This window comes from Pyramidobacter sp. CG50-2 (assembly GCF_003612005.1).
Lineage (GTDB): Bacteria > Synergistota > Synergistia > Synergistales > Dethiosulfovibrionaceae > Pyramidobacter.
Window position 1 is genome coordinate 22225 of sequence record NZ_RAWT01000013.1, and the last position, 20400, is coordinate 42624.

Annotated in this window: 19 protein-coding genes; 11 read left to right on the forward strand and 8 right to left on the reverse strand. The window is 61.0% G+C overall.

Translation table 11 applies throughout. The annotated features are described in order from the left end of the window. Positions 1-103 precede the first annotated feature (103 nt). Both D7D26_RS04270 and D7D26_RS04275 read right to left on the reverse strand, forming a co-directional pair. Positions 104-397, reverse strand: coding sequence for a hypothetical protein (locus D7D26_RS04270; protein WP_199674688.1), 294 nt, complete (start codon positions 395-397; stop codon positions 104-106). 196 nt (positions 398-593) lie between these two features. Continuing rightward, a complete protein-coding gene (locus D7D26_RS04275) occupies positions 594-1811 on the reverse strand; it encodes an argininosuccinate synthase (protein WP_078015607.1) in 1218 nt (405 codons plus the stop codon). Between the two features lie 537 nt (positions 1812-2348). On the opposite strand from D7D26_RS04275, the gene D7D26_RS04280 reads away from it, so the two are divergent. Next, entirely contained in the window at positions 2349-3098 is a 750-nt protein-coding gene (locus D7D26_RS04280; RefSeq protein WP_120372166.1) for a transporter substrate-binding domain-containing protein, read from the forward strand. A 620-nt stretch (positions 3099-3718) separates the two neighbouring features. On the opposite strand, the gene D7D26_RS04285 is transcribed toward D7D26_RS04280, so the two are convergent. After that, on the reverse strand, positions 3719-4351 hold the full coding sequence (locus D7D26_RS04285) for a flavodoxin (protein WP_120372167.1): 633 nt from the start codon (positions 4349-4351) through the stop codon (positions 3719-3721). Positions 4352-4611: 260 nt separating this feature from the next. Here D7D26_RS04285 and D7D26_RS04290 point away from each other — a divergent pair, with 260 nt between their 5' ends. Next, a complete protein-coding gene (locus tag D7D26_RS04290) occupies positions 4612-5586 on the forward strand; it encodes a D-2-hydroxyacid dehydrogenase (RefSeq protein ID WP_120372182.1) in 975 nt (324 codons plus the stop codon). A gap of 81 nt (positions 5587-5667) precedes the next feature. Here D7D26_RS04290 and D7D26_RS04295 read toward each other — a convergent pair whose 3' ends face one another. Beyond that, positions 5668-5949, reverse strand: coding sequence for a hypothetical protein (locus D7D26_RS04295; protein WP_199674690.1), 282 nt, complete (start codon positions 5947-5949; stop codon positions 5668-5670). Here D7D26_RS04295 and D7D26_RS04300 point away from each other — a divergent pair. Together D7D26_RS04300 and D7D26_RS04305 are read left to right on the forward strand one after the other, a co-directional pair. Beyond that, positions 5948-6493 (forward strand): phosphohydrolase, encoded by a 546-nt coding sequence (locus tag D7D26_RS04300; RefSeq protein WP_078015604.1) that lies wholly within the window; start codon positions 5948-5950, stop codon positions 6491-6493. The two genes, D7D26_RS04295 and D7D26_RS04300, sit on opposite strands and share 2 nt — an antisense overlap. Positions 6494-6815: 322 nt before the next feature. Further along, entirely contained in the window at positions 6816-7844 is a 1029-nt protein-coding gene (locus tag D7D26_RS04305; RefSeq protein WP_120372168.1) for an alpha-hydroxy-acid oxidizing protein, read from the forward strand. 144 nt (positions 7845-7988) lie between these two features. Here D7D26_RS04305 and D7D26_RS12125 read toward each other — a convergent pair whose 3' ends face one another. After that, positions 7989-8363 (reverse strand): hypothetical protein, encoded by a 375-nt coding sequence (locus D7D26_RS12125; protein WP_147413044.1) that lies wholly within the window; start codon positions 8361-8363, stop codon positions 7989-7991. A gap of 307 nt (positions 8364-8670) precedes the next feature. On the opposite strand from D7D26_RS12125, the gene D7D26_RS04310 reads away from it, so the two are divergent. The 6 genes from D7D26_RS04310 to D7D26_RS04330 all read left to right on the forward strand — a co-directional run bounded on the left by D7D26_RS04310 (position 8671) and on the right by D7D26_RS04330 (position 16035). After that, the gene (locus D7D26_RS04310; RefSeq protein ID WP_120372169.1) at positions 8671-10404 is read left to right on the forward strand and encodes a gamma-glutamyltransferase family protein; all 1734 of its coding nucleotides are present in this window, start codon (positions 8671-8673) and stop codon (positions 10402-10404) included. A gap of 52 nt (positions 10405-10456) precedes the next feature. Then, positions 10457-11014, forward strand: a complete 558-nt coding sequence (locus D7D26_RS04315) for a DUF6305 family protein (protein WP_078015595.1) — start codon at positions 10457-10459, stop codon at positions 11012-11014. A 269-nt stretch (positions 11015-11283) separates the two neighbouring features. After that, entirely contained in the window at positions 11284-13011 is a 1728-nt protein-coding gene (mdcA, locus tag D7D26_RS04320) for a malonate decarboxylase subunit alpha (protein ID WP_120372183.1), read from the forward strand. Positions 13012-13146: 135 nt separating this feature from the next. After that, positions 13147-14511, forward strand: a complete 1365-nt coding sequence (locus D7D26_RS04325) for a TRAP transporter large permease subunit (protein ID WP_120372170.1) — start codon at positions 13147-13149, stop codon at positions 14509-14511. Between the two features lie 18 nt (positions 14512-14529). Further along, on the forward strand, positions 14530-14694 hold the full coding sequence (locus D7D26_RS12280; RefSeq protein ID WP_158606266.1) for a hypothetical protein: 165 nt from the start codon (positions 14530-14532) through the stop codon (positions 14692-14694). A gap of 24 nt (positions 14695-14718) precedes the next feature. Beyond that, positions 14719-16035: a succinylglutamate desuccinylase gene (locus tag D7D26_RS04330; protein WP_120372171.1), complete on the forward strand. Its 1317-nt coding sequence runs from the start codon at positions 14719-14721 to the stop codon at positions 16033-16035. Positions 16036-16448: 413 nt separating this feature from the next. Here the strand turns inward: D7D26_RS04330 and D7D26_RS04335 are convergent, their stop codons facing one another. Continuing rightward, positions 16449-16982, reverse strand: coding sequence for a methylated-DNA--[protein]-cysteine S-methyltransferase (locus D7D26_RS04335; RefSeq protein WP_078015592.1), 534 nt, complete (start codon positions 16980-16982; stop codon positions 16449-16451). 238 nt (positions 16983-17220) lie between these two features. Between D7D26_RS04335 and D7D26_RS04340 the strand changes: the two genes are divergently transcribed. Beyond that, on the forward strand, positions 17221-18498 hold the full coding sequence (locus D7D26_RS04340; RefSeq protein WP_120372172.1) for a hemoblobin-interacting domain-containing protein: 1278 nt from the start codon (positions 17221-17223) through the stop codon (positions 18496-18498). A 286-nt stretch (positions 18499-18784) separates the two neighbouring features. Here D7D26_RS04340 and D7D26_RS04345 read toward each other — a convergent pair whose 3' ends face one another. Continuing rightward, the gene (locus D7D26_RS04345; protein WP_120372173.1) at positions 18785-19573 is read right to left on the reverse strand and encodes a ZIP family metal transporter; all 789 of its coding nucleotides are present in this window, start codon (positions 19571-19573) and stop codon (positions 18785-18787) included. A 16-nt stretch (positions 19574-19589) separates the two neighbouring features. Next, the gene (locus D7D26_RS04350; protein WP_120372174.1) at positions 19590-20381 is read right to left on the reverse strand and encodes a class I SAM-dependent methyltransferase; all 792 of its coding nucleotides are present in this window, start codon (positions 20379-20381) and stop codon (positions 19590-19592) included. Between the last annotated feature and the right edge of the window lie 19 nt (positions 20382-20400).

The following is a 20400-nucleotide window of genomic DNA, read 5'->3' on the forward strand; positions in this document are numbered from 1 at the left end:
TTTTCCCGCCCGAGCCGCGCCAAGTCGGTCGGTAAGTTCTGAGCTGAGGTAAGTCATGGGGAACCGTTCCGTCCTTCCGGGAAAATTTACGAATGGCATGTTATCACTTTACCATGATAAAGTCAAGAAGCCTCGGCGGATTAAAAAAAGCAGCCTGCCCGAAAGCAGACTGCGAAAAAATCACCGCGAGCGGTACAGTTCCGACTCGACCGGTTCGAGCCATTCGGTGGCTGTCTCCTCGCCGGGGACTTCCACGGAAACGTGCGAGAACCAGCCGTCCCGCGCCGTGCCGGTGCTTGACGTTTGGGGGGATGACGACGACCTGGCCGGGCGTCAGTTCGGCGGGGTCTTTGCCTTCCTCCTGGTACCAGCCGCGCCCGGCGGTTTGTTTTTTCATTGGTGCCTCCTGTGCCGACTGAATTCGAGCCTTGCCGACCCGTGAGTCGATCATACGCTTCCATTCGAAGAAGTCGAATGTCTTTGTTCAATAGGCCGCTATGCCCGCGGCACATGGCGGCGAAAATTTTTTCGGCGCCGATCCGCGTTTTCTCCGGATCTTCTCCCCCGCGCCCGGCGGCAATGGCCCCGGAACGCTACAGACGGCCCTGTTCGCGCAGCGCCTGCACCTTCACGGGCAGTCCCCAGAGGTTGATGAAGCCGGCCGCCTGTGCCTGATCGTAATCGCTCTCGCCGAAGGTGACCAGCTTTTCGGAATACAGCGAATACGGCGAGGTCGTTCCGGCCGGGATGATGTTGCCCTTGTACAGCTTGAGTTTGACCGAGCCGGTCACGTATTTGTTCGCTTCGTCGGCGAACGCCGTCAGCGCCTCCTGCAGCGGCGTGTACCACTTGCCGTTGTAAATGAGGTCGGCGAAATCGACGGCCAGCTTCTGCTTGACGTGCAGCGTGTCCTTGTCCACCGTGATCATTTCCAGCTGCTCGTGCGCAAAATAAAGGATGCTCCCGCCCGGCGTCTCGTAAATGCCGCGGTCCTTCATGCCGACCAGGCGGTTCTCGACGATGTCGGTAATGCCGATGCCGTTCTTGCCTCCGGCCTCGTTCAGCTTCCTGATGATGTCCGACGCCTTCATCTTCTCGCCGTTGAACGCCGTCGGCGCGCCGGCCTCGAAGTCGACGCTGACGTATTCCGGCGCGTCCGGGGCCTGCATCGGCGAAACGCTCATCTCGAGGAACCCCGGCTTGTCGTATTGCGGCTCGTTGGCGGGATCTTCGAGATCGAGGCCCTCGTGGCTCAGGTGCCACAGGTTCTTGTCCTTCGAGTAGTTCGTCTCGCGCGAGATCCGCAGCGGCACGTGATGCGCCTCGGCGTAGTCGATCTCCTCGTCGCGGGATTTGATGTCCCACTCGCGCCAGGGCGCGATGATCGGCATGTCCGGCGCGAAACGTTTGATGGCGAGCTCGAAGCGGACCTGGTCGTTCCCTTTGCCCGTCGCGCCGTGGCAGATCGCGTCGGCTCCTTCCGCCAGCGCGATCTCGGCGAGCTTCTTGCCGATCACCGGACGCGCGAAGGCGGTGCCGAGCAGATACTTTTCGTATTTTGCCCCCATCTTCAGCGCCGGGATGATGATCCCGTCCACCATTTCGTCGACGAGGTCGGCCACGATCAACTTGGCGGCGCCGGTTTTGATGGCTTTTTCCTCCAACCCTTCCAGCTCGTCGCCCTGTCCGACGTCGCCCGAAACGGCAATGATCTCGGGATTGTCGTAGTTCTCCTTCAGCCAGGGGATGATGATCGAGGTGTCGAGGCCGCCTGAGTACGCCAATACGATTTTTCTGATGCTCTTCTTCATGGATCGTTCCTCCCTATCTGTGTGGTTTTTGGGGCGGCGCGCAAATGTGCCGTCCTGCACGGGAACCAGCCGCCCAGTTTTCTTCGTTCGTTCGATTCGCCGTCGGGACGACGTTCTGCGTCGCGGCCGACGCGTCATCCCGTTTTGCCTCCTTCCTTTGCCGAGCATGGGCCACCGCGTGCGACCCGCAGGTCTTAAAATATGAGTTGATATTGTCGTGTGTTACTATACCATAATTTATTTTCTGGTCAATATCGAATTTTCATCGAGATGTAATAAATAAACTTATATTTATTATCGTCCGCCGTTTCATGCGCAATGAGCGCGGGACGCCAACGCCGCATCGTTTTTTTCAGCGAACGGATACGCCTTTCATGCCGAAGATTTCAACGTTTTGCTCCGGAATCTCCGAGACTCGAAACGGAAGTAAATAATTATTCATTATCTATTGACAAATAAACTTTGATGGATTATGATCTGATTCAAGGTTAGTTCATAACCTGTGATAAAATAAACTGTCTTTTAGGAGGTAACAGCATGTGGAAACGTATTCTTGGAGGGGCCGCTTTGTCCGTTCTGGCCGCCACGGCGGCTTTCGCCGCTTCGGCAATGGACAAGGAGACGCTGATCGTCGGCACGTCCGGCGCCTATCCGCCGTATGAGTTTCATGGGCAGTCCGGCGACTTGGTCGGATTTGATATCGACATGACCGAAGCCATCGCCAAAAAGCTGGGCAAAAAATTGCAGTGGCTCGATATGCCCTTTGATTCGCTGCTTCCGTCGCTGATGGCCGACAAGATCGACCTGGTCTCGGCCGGCCTTTCGGCGACGCCGGAGCGCGCCAAGCGCGTCAGCTTTTCGTCGCCTTACGAGATTTCCTACAGCGCTTTCATCACTCGCGTCGACTATCAGCCCAAGAGCACCGACGATCTGGCCGGCAAGACCGTAGCCGTGCAGATCGGCACCGTGCAGGAGACCTTTGCGCGCGCTCTCGGCAACGTCGAAGTCAAGACGTATCAGAAATTCGACGAGTGCGTGCGCGAAGTGGCGCTGGGGCGTGTCGACGCGACCTTCATGGACATTCCCGCCGCCAAGGCCTACGTCAAGGCCAAGGATTTCGACGGCAAGATCGCCATCGCCTTCAACAAGCAGATTACCGGCGCCGACAAGGCGATCGCCATCTCCAAGGAAAACGTGGAACTGACGGCCGCCGTGAGCCGGATCATCGAGGAGATGGACAAAAACGGCGAACTTCAGGCCCTGCGCGACAAGTGGTTCAACGAGTGAACGAACGGGATGTTCCACGTGGAACATCCCGCGGACAAAAAGACATCGGGGTGCCCGCACGGTCATCGTGCGGGACACCCCGATGTCTTTTGGGGCGGGTTCCTCGCGGTTCAGAGTGGGGAACAGAAGAAAGCGAGAAGGACGTTTCCTGCGACAAGAGACTGCTTTTTTGAGAAATCCACGCGTCGCGCCAGTCGAAACAGAGCGGCGCAGTTCGGCTGCAATTTGCCGCAGACAAGGTAGATCATGGTCTTGAAATATTCAAGGTTACCGAATCCCCCTCGCGCAGCGCTTGATATCCTGGATGACGCTGTTCAAGTCTCCAATCATCGCGTTGGTGCGGCGGATGTCAAAGGAGTCGAGGATCTCGTCCGCAGGGGCGTCGATAGTATATAGATTGTATTGAAGAGGGATTCCGGCTCGAGGCAGCGCATTACGCGGGCCGGTAGATTGTCGCCAGGTTCGAGCGATCGACCTGATGAATTGCTCCGCGGCGCCGCGCTGGATATTACCAGACGGGGAACTGGGGGATGTTTTTCGCGCAGGAGGTTGGGCCGAGGGCAGGTGCAGATCAGGCCGCCGTCCGCGCTGTTTTTGCCGCGGACGGCGGCCCTTCGTCGTTACCGCCGGCCGGTCATCGCTCCGACGTCTTCGAGCCAGGCGTCGATGGAGCTTGGCACGTTGCAGAGATGACCGTCGCGGATGTCGGCTTTGGGGGCTGACGCCCGCAGGCTCTCGACGCTCTTCTGGATCGAACTGCCGCCGCTGGTGGCAAAGGGCAGGATGGTTTTGCCATCGAGGTTGTGGGCGTCGAGGAAGGAACGGATGGGCATCGGCTCCACGAACCACCAGATCGGATAGCCCAGCAGGATCAGGTCGTAGTCTCCGATGTCGGGGACGGAGGCGGTCAATTTGGGACGGATGTTTTCGTTTTTTTCCTTTTTGGCCTGAGCCACGGTGTCGCTGTAACCGGCGGGGTAGGGCGTTTCGGTGCGGATCTCGAAGATATCGCCGCCGATTTTTTCATGAATGGCGCGGGCTGCCGCACGCGTGTTGCCACCCCAGGAGAAATACGCGACAAGGACTTTTTTGCCGTTTTTGGCGGTTGAACCGAGCACGTCTTTTTCCGCGGCGGTGGCGTCTACGCGCGCGCGGCTCGTGTTCAGCCAGCCGACGACGGACTCCCATTTCCACGCGGCGCCGCCGGCGGCAACGAGCAGCAGCGCCAGCAGGGCCATCATCAGTTTTCTCATCGGGATCACCTCGTTCGCAGGATCGCGGCCTTATGGACCGCTGTGATGATGTCATCACTATAACACATGGACTGGGCTTTATGGCGAGGGGAATTTTGCATGCTGCCGTCTTTTGAGCGGCGCTTCTTTTTGCGGGGCGCTCCTGCTAAAATGATCTTGGAACGCCGGCAGGCGTTTTCGGCGTGCGGAAGGAAAGCCGCTGCCGCAGCGGCCTCAACAAAGTGAAAAAACGGCACGCACACATCAAGGGAGTGACCAAAATGAGCAAGACAACGAAAAAGATCCTCGTCACCGTGATGCCCGTCACGGAAGAACACAAGATGTGGCTGGAGGAGCAGGCCGGGGGCGGAATTTTCGACTGTCAGTTCGTCTATCAGGAAGGCGGTCTGAGCGCCACCGATCTGGAAGACGTGAACGTCGTCATCGGCAACCTGCCGCCGGAACTGGCCAAAGGCGCGCCGAAGCTCGAATGGCTGCAGCTCAATTCCGCCGGCGCCGATCCCTACGCGCAGCCCGGCGCGCTTCCCCCGGGCTGCCGGCTCACCAGCGCTTCGGGCGCTTACGGGCTGACCGTGTCGGAGCACATGCTGGCGCTGACGTTCGCGCTGGTGCGCCGCCTCGAGCAGTACGCCCTCAATCAGACGCGGCGCGAATGGAGCGCGCGCGGCAGCATCATCTCCGTGGAGGGGGCGACGATCCTCGTCCTCGGTCTGGGCGACATCGGCGGCTCTTACGCGCGCAAGGTGCATGCGCTGGGCGCTCACGTCCTCGGCGTGCGCCGCCGCGTCGGCGAGAAGCCGGATTATCTCGACGAACTGCACGCCATCGACGAGCTCGATCGGCTGCTGCCCCGCGCCGATATCGTCGCCATGGTCCTGCCCGGCGGCGCCGCGACGGAACACCTGATGGACGAGCGCCGCCTCGGCCTGATGAAAAAAGGCGCTTTCCTCATCAACGTCGGCCGCGGCAGCGCCGTCGACCCGGAAGCGCTGAAAAAGGCGCTGCGCGCCAAGCATCTCGGCGGCGCGGCCTTGGACGTGACGGAGCCGGAACCGCTGCCCGCCGGCAACGAGCTGTGGGGGTTCGACAACGTCATCATCACGCCGCACGTGGCCGGATTCTTTTATCTGCCCGAAACGCTGAACCGCATCGTGCGCATCGCCGGGGACAACCTGCGCGCCTGGACGCGCGGCAAGCCTCTGAGCCATGTTGTCGACGTGAAAAAAGACGCTTGAACGTAGAACGGCTCGGCCGTTCATGAAATTTTCTTCATGAGCGGCCGAGCCGTCCGTTTTTGCGATCGCGCGGAAAAAGGACTACAGATACGGCATATAACGCCGTCGTCCGTGCCGCTCGCGCCGCAGCGATTCCCTCGTGACCACGTGATTTTCGGCGAGGAATCCGCTGGAGACGGCGCCGGCCGTCAGAAAGTCGTCCATGGTGCGGATGACGCCGAGCGCGACGTCGTCCCCGCGAGGGCCGACGGTGGCCGTCATGTCGCCGGTTCCGACGGCGAACTCCGCTCCCGGTCGTTGAAGTCGGAGCGCGTAAGATGTTATACTGACCTGCACAAGATAAGTGCAAGGAGAATGAAGCATGAGCTATATAACGACGTACGGCGGCATCCATTTCGATCCGCTGGCGCCGCGGCCGGAGCAGATCCTGGCGGAAGACATCGCCCACGCCCTGTCGCTGATTTGCCGCGGCAACGGACACGTGCGGCGCTTTTACTCGGTGGCGCAGCACAGTCTGGCTTGTTCATACGAAGCGGAAGCCCGCGGACTTTCGGCGCGCGTCCGGCTGGCCTGCCTGCTTCACGATGCGGCCGAAGCTTATCTGTCGGACGTGACGCGCCCCGTGAAGACGCTGATGCCGCAGCTTCGCGCCGCTGAAGACCGATTGCTCGACGTCATCTGGCGCAAATTTCTCGACGAGGCGCCGGACGAGAGCGAACAGGCGTTGGTTTTTGAAATCGACGACGACATGCTCAGCTACGAGTTTCACGTTCTCATGCCCGAGGATATTTCCGATCGCTGGCGCAAAATCCGCTGTGCCGTCGATACACGCTGGGAAGAACCGGCCCGCGCGGCGGCCCGCTTCGAGAAGCGTTTGCGCGAGCTGTGGGCGATGATTTTGGAATAGAATGGGTATCTTTCGAGAGGCGTTTGCGCGGAACGGAAACTGACGCGGCAGAGCGCGGAGAAAGGCGCGCGGCATTTTCAATCCGTTTTCGAGCGCCTGTGCCGTCTCTTGCCGAGGACCGCCCCCGAAGCGGTCGAAAAGTTTCCACGGTGGCTGTTTCAAGAAGGCGGGAGACGTGTGCCGGAAACGATTTCTCCGGCAATGCCGAGAACGCTTCTGCACCGTGGACGCCTCTCCCTTTGGGGGCTTGCCTCGTGATGTATAATGACGGCGGGGAAACGGATTTTTGTTCAATATCTTATGGATTGCGGGGGGATTTGTGATGGATTACAAAGAAGTGCTGGAAACGGCGCGCAAAGTTCTGGCGGCCAAGTGCCGCGTCTGCCCGGTGTGCGACGGGCGCGCCTGCCGCGGCGAGGTGCCCGGCGTGGGCGGCAAGGGAACCGGCGCCACGTTCGTGCGCAACGTCGCCGCCCTTGCGGAAGTGAAGCTCGTGCTCGACACGCTCTACGCCGACCGCGGTCAGGACACGAGCTGCGAGTTCTTCGGACGCACGTTCGCCATGCCCGTGTTCGCCGCGCCGATCGGCGGCATGAAACTCAACTACGGCTCCGACATCGGCGAAGCCGCCAACGGCGAACGCGTCGTCAGAGGGGCGCACGCCGCCGGCAGCGCCGCCTTCACCGGCGATTCGCCCGACGAGGCCTTTTACGGTCCGCTGGAGGCGATCAAGGCGCTGGACGGCTGGGGTGTGCCCACCATCAAACCCTGGGCCATGAAGCAGGCGCTTGCACGCATGGCCGACGCCGTCGCCGCCGGCGTGATGGCCGTGGCCATGGATGTGGACGCCGCCGGCCTGGTCAACGTGAAGCTGCGCGGCGAATCCGTCTATCCCAAGAGCGTCGCCGATCTTCACGCCCTCGTCGAGGCCGCGGGGAAAACGCCGTTCATCGTCAAGGGCGTCATGTCCGTCAAGGGCGCGCTGAAAGCGCTCGAAGCCGGCTGCTACGGCATCGTCGTCTCCAACCACGGCGGCCGCGTGCTCGATCACGGCCAGTCCACCGTGGAAGTGCTGCCCGAGATCGCGCAGGCCGTGAACGGCCGCATGAAGGTCTTCGTTGACGGCGGCGTCAGAAGCGGCGTCGACGTCTTCAAAATGCTGGCGCTGGGCGCCGACGCCGTGCTGATCGGACGCCCCGTCACCATGTCGGCCTTCGGCGGCGGAGCCGAGGGCGTGGAGATCTATTTGAAAAAAATCCAGTCCGAGCTGACGGGAACCATGCTCATGACCGGCGCGGCGACGCTTGCCGAGATCGGCCGAGACATGGTGAGCGTGCCCGCGTATTTTTAGGCGAAGCGCGCCGAAGACGGCCGCCGGAAAAAGGCGAAAACGAAAAAAACGAGACAAGGCGATCATAACGAAACGCCCGACGGTTCAGCGCCGTCGGGCGTTTTTCATGCGGAGTGTTCCGCGTGGAACATTGGCGAACGATCGCTACTCTTCGACTGTGAAAGAACTGTTTTTCTCGATCCGCGCCTGAAAATCGCTGAAGTTGCCGATATGGGTGTAGAGCCCGCGCTCTTTCTGCGTGGCGATGCGGTCGCGGTAGGCTTGGGTGCCGCCGCCCGCGAAAGCAGTTCCTTCACCGGTGCATGAGGCTCTTCTGGGAATACGCCATGGGCACGGAATGGCGCGAGCACGTTTTTTCGTACAACACCATGATGCTGTGATGCGCATCGCAATCAAGGGGTTTGATTGACGGCGCACCGCAAATGAAAGGAGCGGCGTGAAAATTTTGTAACGGGCGAACGAAGATCGCAAATGCCCCTTTCTTACGAAAACAAAGTCATAATCATAAATTTGAAGCATAAGCGATATATAACTGATGTATTAGACGCATGAAGGAGGTCTGCTTATAATGGACCGCGTGTCCGGGGCGAATAGGGAAGAGCGAGCCGTCCTTCTTAAACTGCCGCTGTATTTTAAATAGATTCTCAACGTGTCAGTTAGCTTCAATGACAATTTTATCGAATGGTCTGTGCTAGAATTTCGTCAGGTTGTTATAACCTTATGGTATGTCCTCCCGATAATGTTGGGCGTGGCATATAAAGTTTTAAGCAAGGGCGCTCCGGATGGAGCAGAGGAGAGTATTTCATCTTTGTGAGGGGGAAGTACGATGAACAAGAAGGTTTTGGCAGCAGTTGCGCTGGGCCTGAGCGTTTTGGCCGGCAGCGCGAGCGCGAATCTGATGTACAAGCAGACTCGTCCCACGATCAGCGGCCGCGCCGTCGCTCACGCGGGCAGTCCCGCCGCGGCACTGGCCGGCATGAAGATCCTGCAGGCCGGCGGCACCGCGTTCGACGCGGCGCTGGCCATGGCTGCGGCGCAGAGCTACAGCGAGGTCATGATGTGTCACATCTTCGGCGGCGACCTGCAGCTGATCGGTTATTCCGCCAAGGACAAGAAGGTTTTCAGCTTCAACGGCACCGGCTGGGCTCCCAACAAGGCCAAGGAGCAGCTCGAGAGAGACGCTGAGATTCCCGCCAAGGGCATTTTCTCCATGCACATCCCCGGCGAGTGGTCGGGCTGGATGACGTTCCTGGCCAAGTACGGCACGATGCCCCTGAAGGACATCCTCGCGCCCGTGGTCGACATGGCCGAGAACGGCATCATCGTCGACGACTTCCTGGCCAACATGATCGAGAAGAATGCCGGCCCCATGAACGATCAGGCCAAGGCGGTGTTCTTCCCCAACGGCAAAGCCCTGAAAGCCGGCGACGTCTACGTAAACAAGGACTATGCCGATCTGATGAAGACGATGGGCGAGGTGGCGGCCAAGGCGGCCGAAGGCAAGACGCTTGCCGACGGCTTCAAGGCGGCCGACGACTACTTCTATCGCGGCCCTGTCGCCGAAGAGATCGTCAAATGGAACAACGAAAACGGCGGCGATTTCTCCATCGAGGACTTCAACGAGTTCCATGCCGAGGAGACCACGCCCATCACCACCAACTACCGCGGCATCGACGTGTACTGCACGCCTCCCAACAGCCAGGGCACCGTTCTGATCGAGACGCTCAACATGCTCGAGAACTATGACCTCAAGGCCATGGGGCACAACAGCAAGGATTACATCAACGTCCTCACCCAGGCTCTGCAGATCGCCATCAACCACCGCAACCGCTTCAGCGCCGATCCCCGCTTCCACAAGTTCCCCGCCGCGCTCCTGACCAAGGAGTTCGCCAAGGAAATGACCAAGCAGATCGACATGAACAAGGCCGTCGACGAGATCCCGCTGGGCGACCAGAAGTACTTCGTCGACTACGAGAAGAAGGGGCCCGACACGACGCATATGTTTGTCTGCGACGCCGAAGGCAACATCGTGGCCGTGACGCACTCCATCAACCATTTCTTCGGTTCCAGCATGATGGTGCACGGCATTATGATGAACGACCGCCGCATCCAGTACTCGCCCGACATGGATCTGCCCAACGCGCTCGAGGCTCACAAGCGCACCGTGCAGACGATCACGCCTTCGATCGCTCTGAAGGACGGCGAACCTTACATGGCTTTCGGCACGCCCAACGCCGATCGTCAGGAACAGACGAAGGTCCAGGGATTCCTGAACGTCGTCGAGTTCGGCATGCGCCCCCAGGCGGCCGTCGAGACTCCCCGCATCGCTACGGACGCCGCCGGCGACACGGCCAGCCTGAACAAATATCCCAAGCAGATTTCCTACATGGTCAACTATCCGACCCAGGTCGATCCCAAGGTGCTCGACGAACTGAAGGCTATGGGCTACAAGATGGTCCCCGTGACCAACACCGGTTCTCTCGGCCTTGGCGTGCGCGAGAACGGCTTCTGGAGCGTTGGCGCCGATCCCACCAGAAACGCCTACACCTTCGCCTGGTAAGTTTCTCTTGCCTGGCGCTCAAATCTATCCGTTAAAGGAGATTTTCGCAACGATGAAGAAATTTACGCTTGCGGCGCTTCTCTGCGCCAGCTTTCTCGCTTTCGGCGCGGCCGCTTTTGCCGATCAGCCGGCGCTTCCCACGGTTCAGCAGCCCGTCCTTTTGACCCCCTTCGGTCAGAGCCAGGACGCCAACGCCGTGAAGCTGATGACGAAAAAGTATCAGGTCGACTACGAGATGGCGGTTTTTGCCAAAGACGTTGACTGGACAAAGTACAAGACGCTGTTCGTGGTTCTCGGCGGCAGCGGCAAGGGGCTTGGCGCCGCCGGTCTGGACATTCCTTCCGAACTGGCCCGCTGCACCGAGCTCATCGCCGAAGCCAAGAAGAACAACGCGTACGTCGTGGCGCTCCACATCGGCGGCCCCGACCGCCGCGGTCCGAATTCGGCCCCTTTCCTGACTTTTGCCGGCGACGCCAACTTCATGATCGTTCGTGAGGACGGCAATGCTGACGGTTACTTTACCAACCTCAGCACTGAGAAGAACGTTCCCATGTACACGATTCAGAAGACCGGCGACCTCCGCAAGATCATGCCGGAGATGCTCAAGTAATACAGAAGCATAGATCTGAACGTCATGACTCATTCTTCTTTCGCGGGAGTGAGTCATGATGTTTTAACGGGGCAGGAGCGGATTCTTCGAGCGTCGTTGGAAGACTGTCCCGCTCTCTTTCGGCTTTCCTGCCGACATGACGCCGAAAATTACGCATTACGCAGCCCGTCGTCCTGTCCGAGTGCGGCGCTGTGCGAGCTCTCCTCTCTTGTGTGTGAAATGCGCAAGAGAAGCGGAGGGCTGTAAAAAATTCAAGGAGACTTCAGATGATGATCAATCACGATACTTCCCGTACCTGGGATACGATCAAACGCGATACTGACGAGCGTCTTGCCGCGGCGGCGAAGATCGTCGGCAGCGGCAAGGTCGTCGCGGCGGAGGATGCCGTCGCTCTGCTCGAAGCGGTTATCCGCCCTTTCGACCGCGTCAACATCGAAGGCGACAATCAGAAGCAGGCTGATTTTCTGGCTCAATGTCTGTGTGCCGTCGATCCTGCCAAAGTGCACGATCTGCACATGGTGCAGTCGGTCCTGACGCTGCCCGAGCACCTCGACGTGTTCGAAAAGGGCATCGCCAAGAAGCTCGATTTCTCGTTCTCCGGGCCTCAGTCCGGCCGCATCGCCGAGCTGCTCGGCGCCGGCAAGCTGGATCTCGGGGCCATTCACACCTATCTTGAACTTTACGGCCGCTATTTCCTCGATCTGACGCCCCGCGTGGCGCTGGTCGTGGCTGATGCCGCCGACCGAGAGGGCAACCTCTACACCGGTTTCAGCACCGAAGATACGCCGACGATCGTCGAGGCCACCAAGTTCCGTCAGGGCATCGTCGTCGTCCAGGTCAACGAGATCGTGGACCGGCTGCCGCGCGTGGACATCCCCGCCGATTTCGTCGATTTCATCGTCAAATCGCCCCGGCCGTTCTACATCGAGCCGCTGTTCACGCGCGATCCCGCCAAGATCACCGACGCCCGCGTGCTGACGGCGATGATGACCATCAAGGGCATTTACGCCGAATACGGCATCCAGAACCTGAACCACGGCGTCGGCTACGACACCGCGGCCATCGAACTGCTGCTGCCCACGTACGGCGAGGAACTGGGGCTGAAGGGCAAGATCTGCACGAACTGGATCCTCAATCCGCATCCGACGCTGATTCCCGCCATCGAGTCGGGCTGGGTCAAGTCGGTCCACAGTTTCGGCGGCGAACTGGGCATGGAACGTTACGTGGCGGCCCGTCCCGACGTGTTCTTCATCGGTCCCGACGGCTCGATGAGGTCGAACCGCTGCATGTCGCAGGTCGCCGGCCATTACGCCATCGATGCGTTCGTCGGCGCGACGCTGCAGATCGATCCTTACGGCAACAGCAGCACGGCCACGGCGACGAAGGTCGCCGGTTTCGGCGGCGCGCCCAACATGGGCTGCGATTCCCGCGGCCGTCGTCACTCGACGGCCGCATGGCTCAAGGCGGGCGCCGAAGTCGGCACCCAGACCTCTGCCATCGGACCCGATCTGCACCGCGGCCGCCGCCTGGTCGTGCAGATCCTGAACACGGTCGCCAAGATCAGGGACAAAAAGAATCCCGGCCAGTTCAAGGAAATCCCCGCGTTCGTGGAGCATCTTGACGCCGAGAAACTGATGAAAAACGCCAACCTGCCCATCGAGCCCGTCATGATCTATGGCGACGATCTCACCCACATCGTCACCGAACAGGGCATCGCGTATCTGCACCGCTGCCGCGACATCGAAGAGCGCCGGGCCGCCATCCGCAGCGTCGCCGGCAAGACTCCCGTGGGGCTGCAGGGCAGCGAGGAAGAGTGCCGCCGGATGCGCGAGCTCGGCATCGTCAAAACGCCCGCCGATCTTGGCATCGACGCGGCTACGGCGACCCGCGACCGCCTGGCCGCCAAGAACATCATGGAGCTGGTGGAGTGGTCCGGCGGGCTCTATGATCCGCCCGCGAAGTTCCTCCCCGGGAAAGAGGATTCATCCCGTCAGTGAATAACGGTCCGCCGCGTTCCGTCCGCGGTCGCGGACGGAACGCGGCGGCCGGTTCGAAGTTCCGCGCGTGAAAGTGCTGCCGTGGGGCAGCGAGGCCGAAGTCACAGTTTTACCTTTCTGGAGGTACGAAAGAGAATGACCAATTCGTTAATCGTTTTGGGAGTCATGCTGGCGATCCTGGTGGCAGGTTCGTTCATGCGTAAGATCCCCGTCGCCGTTCTGCTGGTCGTCGCGTCGATCGCGGGGGCCGTCGTCGGCGGCATGACCGATCCCCTTCTGAAACGCGACTACTTCACGTCCATCGCCAGCGTCTTCGTCGGCAACAGCGAGACCGTGCCGTCGCTGCTGAGGCACTTCATGGAGGGCTCCATGCTGTTCCTCAACCTGATGCTGACGGTGGCGGCCGGCATGCTCTTCATGAGCATCCTCAAGGAGAACGGCGCCTTGAATCTGCTGACCCGCGAGATCGTCAGCGGCTTCCACAAGTCGCCTACGCTTCTGCTGGTCCTGATCATGATCCTGATCATGCTGCCGGCCATGCTCACCGGATCGGCCCCCGCGTCGGTCCTGAGCACCGGCGTGCTCGTGCTGCCCATTCTGCTGGAGATCGGCGTTTCGCGCGACGACGCCGCGGCGATCATCGCTCTCGGCTCGCTGTTCGGCATGGTGGCGCCGCCCGTCAACGTGCCCGCCATGCTGATCGGCACGGGCGTCTACATGCCTTACGAGGGCTTTGCGATCCCGCTGCTGATCCTGACGCTGCCGTTGGCCGTTTTCTCGGTGCTGTACATCGCCCGCCGCTCGGTCGGCAAGGTCGACAAGGAAGCCGTTCTCGCCAAGATTCCCGGCGATCCCGCGGTGAAGGGATTCCTGCCTCAGTTCCCGCTGGTGTTCCTGATTGGCTACATGATCGTCAAGAGTTACTATCCGCAGATCGACCCCGGCACGCCGCTGGTGTTCTGCATGGGCATCGTCATGGCGCTGCTGTGCAGCAAAAAGAAGATCAACTTCTGGAAGGTATCCGTCCAGTCCATGTCCGAGTCCGTCGAGGTCATGGCGCTCTTTGCCGCCGTCGGCATGATGATTCAGATCATGGGGCTGACCGGCGCCCGCGGCGCCACGGTGCTTGGCGCCCTCGGATTGAAGGGGCCGCTGCTTTATCTGTCCATCGCGGTGGTCGCGCCCATCGTCGGCGGTCTGCTGATGCCCTTCGGCTGCGCCGGCGTGCTCGGCATCCCGCTGATCATGGCCTTCACGAACAAGAACGCGATCTGGGTCACCTCCGCCCTGACGCTGATCATGTGCGTGGGCGCGCTGCTGCCGCCGACTTCGGTTTCCGCGCAGTTTGCCGCCCGCGCCGTAGGGCTTGAGAATCAGGGCAAGATGCTCAAGAAATGCGTTCTCCCCGCCGTCCTGTCGTTGATCATCAGCGTTGTCGTCATGGTCTATGCCAACGAGATCGTGGTCTTCCTGCGCGGTCTGGGCATTCCCCTGAAGTAAGAGAGGAGTCTTCTCATTATGGCAATCCAGTACATTATCATGAAGTACGCCTATCTGGTCATGGTCGCCTTCTTCTCGGTGCTGTTCATCTATAACCTGTTCACCCAGAAAAGCCTTGCCAAGCAGATCGGCTGCGCCATCCTCCTTATTCCTTTCCTTCTGCGTCTGTTTCTGCTTCACTGATCGGTTCAAGAGGGAGAATGAAAAATGTCTGAAAACAATTCTGCGAACAAAGGCCGTGGCAATTTCCTCACCGGACTGATCCTCGCGGCCGCACTCGGCGCCGGGATCTTCACCGTCGGCAAGGAATTCCGCTATCAGTTCAACGTCGAGCCCATTTACAGGGGCCCCGGCGTCACCAGCGTGAAGATGCTGAGCGATTACAATCCCTTCCTGAAGGGGACCAACGGCGATTCCAAGGTCTACGTCCTTGACAGCGGCAAGCCCGGCGGAAATTTCATCATCATGGGCGGCACGCATCCTACCGAGCCCGGCGGACTGCTGGCGGCTGTTCTCTTCGTCGAGAACGCCGTGGTCACCGAGGGCAAGGTCATGGTGGTGCCTCACTCCAACAACTCCGGCTTCAGCACCTGCGAGCCCGGGCTCGGCCATGTGCCCTATTTCCACATCGCCACGCCCAGCGGCAAGGTCCGTTATTTCCGCTACGGCAACCGCGGCTCCAACCCTGTCGACCAGTTCCCCGACCCCGACATGTACCTGCATTATCCTTCGGGACAGAATCTGGCCGCCGACGAGATCCGCAACCTTGACCGCGCCCATCCCGGCAATCCTCACGGTCTGCTGACCCAGCAGATTGCCTACGCTTTCAACCGCATGTGCTGGGACGAGGGCGCCGACATGATCATCGACCATCACGAAGCTCCGCCCGAAAAGCCTCTGGTCAACGCCATCTGCGTGCATCAGAAAGGCATCGACCTGACCTCCGAGATGGCGCTGATGCTCGAGGAACAGAACATCAGGATGCGCGTCGAAATCTCGCCCATCCCGCTGCACGGATTTTCGCACCGCGAGCTTGGCGACTACACGCCCGCCATCGCTTTCCTTTCGGAGACGCCCAACCCCAGCCAGGGTTCCGCCCGCGGCGTTACCTATGAAGAGCTGATCATCAACGGCAAGGACGAAGTGTACCGCCATCTGCTCGAGGACAAGCTGCTGAAGGTCGACTACAAGAGCGAGGGCGTCACTCTGAACGAGCGCACCGGCCGCAACGTGGCCACCGATCTGTCTCTGGCGGAGATCTACTCCGACCTGGGCGAAGACGCCCGCAACGAGTACGGCGGTTATCCCAAGGATCTCGGCGAACTGAAGCCCGGTGCGGCGCTGAAGATCGACGACGCCGAGGCGCAGCGGATGCTGGCGAAAGGCCCCGAAGGCGAGCGCAAGATCGTGATCACCAACATGCCTTCCTATGACGATATCATGCAGAACGGCATCGGCCGCTATCTGCGCGACGCCGACGCCACGGCCGAAGAAATCGAAGCCGCCAAGAAGGCTGCCGACTAGACGACTTTCGTCCTGAGAGAATCGAAGTCCCGGATCTGCGTCAGGTTCGGGACTTTTTGCAAGGTCGCGAATATGGGGAAGCGTTATGCCTTCCGAATGATATTATTTTCTCAATTAAAAAGCCGAACATAAGGGTGCTGCGGGGAAAATTCACAAAGCGAGCTGCGCAGCAGTCGAGGTAGTTCTGAGTGACTGAACTCCCTCGCAGCGCCCAGAAAACTATGTTTATACTTTCTATCAAGAATAGTATGACATGGCGGGACTCCGTCATGCCGGAGGTGTCTTTTCAAAAAGCCGCGCCGCGTTCCCCTTTTGTCAGGGGAGCGCGGCGCGGTCTTTTGCCGTTCTGAGTGGAACGGTCTGCGGCAAAAACTGCCGTTGACGGCGTTTTTCGAGTTTTGGCGAATCGCTCTTTACAGCGCCGTTCCCGTTTTGGGGACGAAGAAGCGGCTCAGGTCGACGCCTTCGAGGCGCAGCAGGGTCTGTTTTCTGGCGAGGCCTCCGGCGTAGCCGGTCAGGCTGCCGCCGGCGCCGACGACGCGGTGACAGGGCACGATGACGGAGATGGGATTGTGAGCGACCGCGCCGCCGACGGCCCGCGCCGACATATGGCTGAGTCCCCGTTCCGAAGCGATCCGGCGGGTGATGTCGCCGTAAGTCCTGACGGTTCCGTAGGGGATGGCCACGAGCGCGTCCCACACGGCCAGTTGGAATTCGCTGCCGTGCAGGCTCAGCGGTGGAACGGGGCCGGGGTTCTGGCCCGCGAAATACGTGTCTAGCCACGCCGCCGTTTCGGCGAACACGGGCAGGTCGCCCTCGGCGTGCTGTCCCGCCAGCGTACGGGCGAAATGTTTCTGCCCCTCGAACCACAGCCCCGTCAGCGCCGCGCCGTCGGCGGCCATGAGCATTCTGCCGAGCGGCGAATCGTAATATTTTGTGTACGTCATTGTCCGGGCCTCCTCTCGCTTGAAGCGTAGCGCGCGAATCTTTTCGCGATTATTATACCGCCGAACGCGCGCGAAAAACATTGTCTTCGGCGGCGGAGCGGGAAATATCGCCCGCTTCCCGAGAAAAATTTGCCGGCGGCTTCAGCATGGGGATTTTCGTTGACACGCGGCGGCGGGAAATGCTATGATGACGCTGATGTTAGATTTATCTAACTACAATATCCAAGGAGGCTGAGCTATGTTGAAAAAAGGACTGACAGCGGCAATCGCCGCGCTGGCATTGGCGGCGTGCGGAGCGGGGAGCGCCGAGAGCGCGCCGGTTTTCGTGCTGATGAACGTTCCCTACGACGATTTTTACAAGGCGGAACTGACGAAGAACCCCGTGCCGGTGGATGCGGTCACCTCGGCGACCGTCGCCAAGGCGAAAAACGCAAACCTGGTCGGAGGCACCTACCACACCGGCGACGACAAAGCGCTGGTCATCGAAGGCGTGACGTTCCCCGTCAAGACTGACGAGGCGGCGCTGAAGGGATTTGCTCGCGCCGCTTCGGCCGACGAATTGTTCGCCCTCGGCAGCTACGCCTGGACCGAACTGGCGCAGGTTCCCGCGTTCTTCAAGGAAATGAGCGTTGCCGGCGGCGCGCCCGCCTTCGGCAAGGTGCAGGGGCTGCCGGAAGTGGCCGTCGCGGACGTGAAGGGCAGCGTCAGGACCATGACCCGGCGCGGCGACTACCAGATGAAGCTGGACGGCTTCGACACCGACCCCGAGAAGGAAACGCTGTACGGCGTGATCGTCCGCACGGCGCAGAGCGACTACGGCATGCGCCGCCTGGAGAACATCTGGCGCGGCGGCCGCGAGCTGGGCTGGAACGTGGGCCACACCAAATTCATCAAGGACGTCAATCCCACCTTCCCCGCGCACTACAAGACCCTGACCGGCACGACGATCACCGGCCTGACCTACATCACCGACAAGGCCGTCTACAATGTGGACGCGCAGGTTTATCTGCCCGTCCTCACCGGCTGCCGTCTGAAGGCGGAGAACGCCGCGCTCGCGGCCGGCGGCACGGCGTTTGCGATCGAAGGCGAGCTGCCCAGGGACTACGTTCCCGTGTACGACGCCGGCGCGCTTGACGGCGGCGCGGCCGCAGACGGCCGCATCGTTTGGTCCGCGCAGAACAAGCCCGGCGAATACGAGATGAAAATCACGGACGAAAAGGGCGTGTACGAGACGCTGACCGCGATTTTCGTGCTCTCGACCGACGCGCTGCCCGCCGCTTGGGACGCGGAAGGCGGACGCCTCGTCCCCGTCGGCGGAGAAGACGATTTCAAGAACTATCTGCGCTGCGTCCGCGAGCTGACGATCGACGGCACAGCGGTCAATCCGAAGAAAGCGAAGGTCATCGACGGCGAAGGCCGCCTCGACCTTTCCGCGCCGCTCTTCAAGGAGCGCAGCGCCGTGACCGTCCGCGCCGCCGGTTATCCCGACCTGAGCTTCGAAGCCGCGCGCCGCTAGCCGACTGTCCGCGCCCGGCGCGGCATGAAAAAGCCTCCGGAAGTTCCGCAGGAACGCGGGATTTTCCGGAGGCTTCTTGAATTAATTTATCATGAGCTGTTTATCGATGCGTGGGGATGGGAACGAAGGCCAGCACGGAGGCACAGAAAAAAAACGGAAAAACACGATACGCGCGATCGGTGAACCGGGCTGGCCGATCCCGCTTTTATCAGCGTGATGACGCGGCGTTTGCCGCGTCTCTCCGTGGCCTGGCGTCTCCGCGGCATTTTTTGTCCCGCCGCCGTTCTCACCCCAGCATCACGTCCAGCGCCATCATGACGCTGAATCCCAGAGCGAACGAGAGCGTGCCGCAGTCGGAGTGGGGGCCCTGCGACATCTCCGGGATCAGTTCTTCGACGACGACATAGAGCATGGCGCCGGCGGCGAAACTGAGCAGATAGGGCATGGCCGGCACGACAAGGCCGATGGCCAGCAGCGTGCCGGCCGCGCCCAGCGGCTCGACGGCGCCGGAGAGCACGCCGCCCGTGAACGCTTTCCATTTGTTCTGCCCTTCGGCGTGGAGCGGCATGGAGATGATCGCGCCTTCCGGAAAGTTCTGGATGGCGATGCCGACAGCCAGCGCCAGCGCGCTCATCGGCGTGATGTTCGCCGTGCCCGACAGCAGGCCGGCGTAGACCACGCCGACGGCCATGCCCTCGGGCACGTTGTGGATCGTCACCGCCAGAACCATCATCGTCGTGCGCGCCAGACGGCTGCGCGGCCCCTCCGCCTCCTCGCTGAACTGGTGCAGGTGCGGAATGGCGTGGTCGAGCAGCAGCAGAAACAGGATCCCCAGCCAGAAGCCGGCGACCGACGGCACGACGGCGCCCCGGCCGTAGTCCGCCGCCAGATCGATGGCCGGGATCAGCAGGCTCCACACGGAAGCGGCCACCATCACGCCGGCGGCGAAGCCGGTAAGGCTCTTCTGCACGTTTTCCCTCAGGTTGCCCTTCATGAAGAAGACGCAGGCCGCGCCCAGGCTCGTGCCCAGAAACGGGATCAAAAGCCCCGCGGTCACGTGAACAGCGTTTGTCACGATGATTTCACTCCCGTCATTTTCTTCCCGTCAGCAGCGCCGAGCCCGTGAGCATCAGACGTCGGGCCTCCGCCGGGCTCATGAACATGCCTGTGGTCGTGTCGAGCAGCTGAACTTCTTCATACCCCCGCCGCTTCAGTTCGCGGACGAACTCCCGCATGTCGCCGTAGCGCGACGGCGTCATCAGGTCGTGGATGGCGAAGACGCCGCCCTTCTTCAGCACGCGCAGCGTTTCCAGAAGCAGTTCCCGTTTGTCGGCGCCGCGTACGTTGTGATACACGTAGTTGCTGGTCACGGCGTCGAAACTTTCGTCGGGAAAGTCCAGCTTCAGCGCGTCGCCGCGGGCGAAGCCGACGTTGCTCGTGCCCTCGGCCGCCGCGTTGCGCTCGCAAAGCGGCTTGTTGTACGAGGCGTACTCGCGTCCCCAGCGGTCGATGCCCAGCATGGAACCCTGCGGATTGCGCTTGGCGCAGGCGATCGTCAGCGCGCCGCTGCCGCAGCCCACGTCCAGCCCGCGGCCTCCCGGCGGCAGTTCGACGTACCGCGCCGTGCCCTCCACGATCTGGCGCGCCAGCTGCCGTTTGCCATTATAGGAAAAGGCGCGGTACATGACGATGAACTGCGCCGCGAGAAGGCCGCAGAGCGCGCAGATCGTCCCGGCGGCGACGGCCCAAGCGATCCGGGCCGTCCGTCCTACGCCCCAGCCGGCGGCTCCGAAGGCGGCGAAACACAGCCCGCCCGTCGCCGACGCGGCCAGCAGCGCCGCGATCAGCCCCTTCGGCACCCAATTTTTGTAATCGGCTTTCATGATACAAATGCGCCCCCTT

Excerpts from the sequence above, each read along its gene's own strand:
- D7D26_RS12125 (WP_147413044.1), bottom strand. The coding sequence starts at position 8,363 with ATGCTTCAAATTTATGATTATGACTTTGTTTTCGTAAGAAAGGGGCAT.
- D7D26_RS04315 (WP_078015595.1), top strand. The coding sequence starts at position 10,457 with ATGAAGAAATTTACGCTTGCGGCGCTTCTCTGCGCCAGCTTTCTCGCT.
- D7D26_RS04295 (WP_199674690.1), bottom strand. The coding sequence starts at position 5,949 with ATGCTTCATTCTCCTTGCACTTATCTTGTGCAGGTCAGTATAACATCT.
- D7D26_RS04340 (WP_120372172.1), top strand. The coding sequence starts at position 17,221 with ATGTTGAAAAAAGGACTGACAGCGGCAATCGCCGCGCTGGCATTGGCG.
- D7D26_RS04285 (WP_120372167.1), bottom strand. The coding sequence starts at position 4,351 with ATGAGAAAACTGATGATGGCCCTGCTGGCGCTGCTGCTCGTTGCCGCC.
- D7D26_RS04335 (WP_078015592.1), bottom strand. The coding sequence starts at position 16,982 with ATGACGTACACAAAATATTACGATTCGCCGCTCGGCAGAATGCTCATG.
- D7D26_RS04305 (WP_120372168.1), top strand. The coding sequence starts at position 6,816 with ATGGATTACAAAGAAGTGCTGGAAACGGCGCGCAAAGTTCTGGCGGCC.
- D7D26_RS12280 (WP_158606266.1), top strand. The coding sequence starts at position 14,530 with ATGGCAATCCAGTACATTATCATGAAGTACGCCTATCTGGTCATGGTC.
- D7D26_RS04350 (WP_120372174.1), bottom strand. The coding sequence starts at position 20,381 with ATGAAAGCCGATTACAAAAATTGGGTGCCGAAGGGGCTGATCGCGGCG.
- D7D26_RS04330 (WP_120372171.1), top strand. The coding sequence starts at position 14,719 with ATGTCTGAAAACAATTCTGCGAACAAAGGCCGTGGCAATTTCCTCACC.
- D7D26_RS04325 (WP_120372170.1), top strand. The coding sequence starts at position 13,147 with ATGACCAATTCGTTAATCGTTTTGGGAGTCATGCTGGCGATCCTGGTG.
- D7D26_RS04280 (WP_120372166.1), top strand. The coding sequence starts at position 2,349 with ATGTGGAAACGTATTCTTGGAGGGGCCGCTTTGTCCGTTCTGGCCGCC.
- D7D26_RS04275 (WP_078015607.1), bottom strand. The coding sequence starts at position 1,811 with ATGAAGAAGAGCATCAGAAAAATCGTATTGGCGTACTCAGGCGGCCTC.
- mdcA (WP_120372183.1), top strand. The coding sequence starts at position 11,284 with ATGATCAATCACGATACTTCCCGTACCTGGGATACGATCAAACGCGAT.
- D7D26_RS04310 (WP_120372169.1), top strand. The coding sequence starts at position 8,671 with ATGAACAAGAAGGTTTTGGCAGCAGTTGCGCTGGGCCTGAGCGTTTTG.
- D7D26_RS04270 (WP_199674688.1), bottom strand. The coding sequence starts at position 397 with ATGAAAAAACAAACCGCCGGGCGCGGCTGGTACCAGGAGGAAGGCAAA.
- D7D26_RS04290 (WP_120372182.1), top strand. The coding sequence starts at position 4,612 with ATGAGCAAGACAACGAAAAAGATCCTCGTCACCGTGATGCCCGTCACG.
- D7D26_RS04300 (WP_078015604.1), top strand. The coding sequence starts at position 5,948 with ATGAGCTATATAACGACGTACGGCGGCATCCATTTCGATCCGCTGGCG.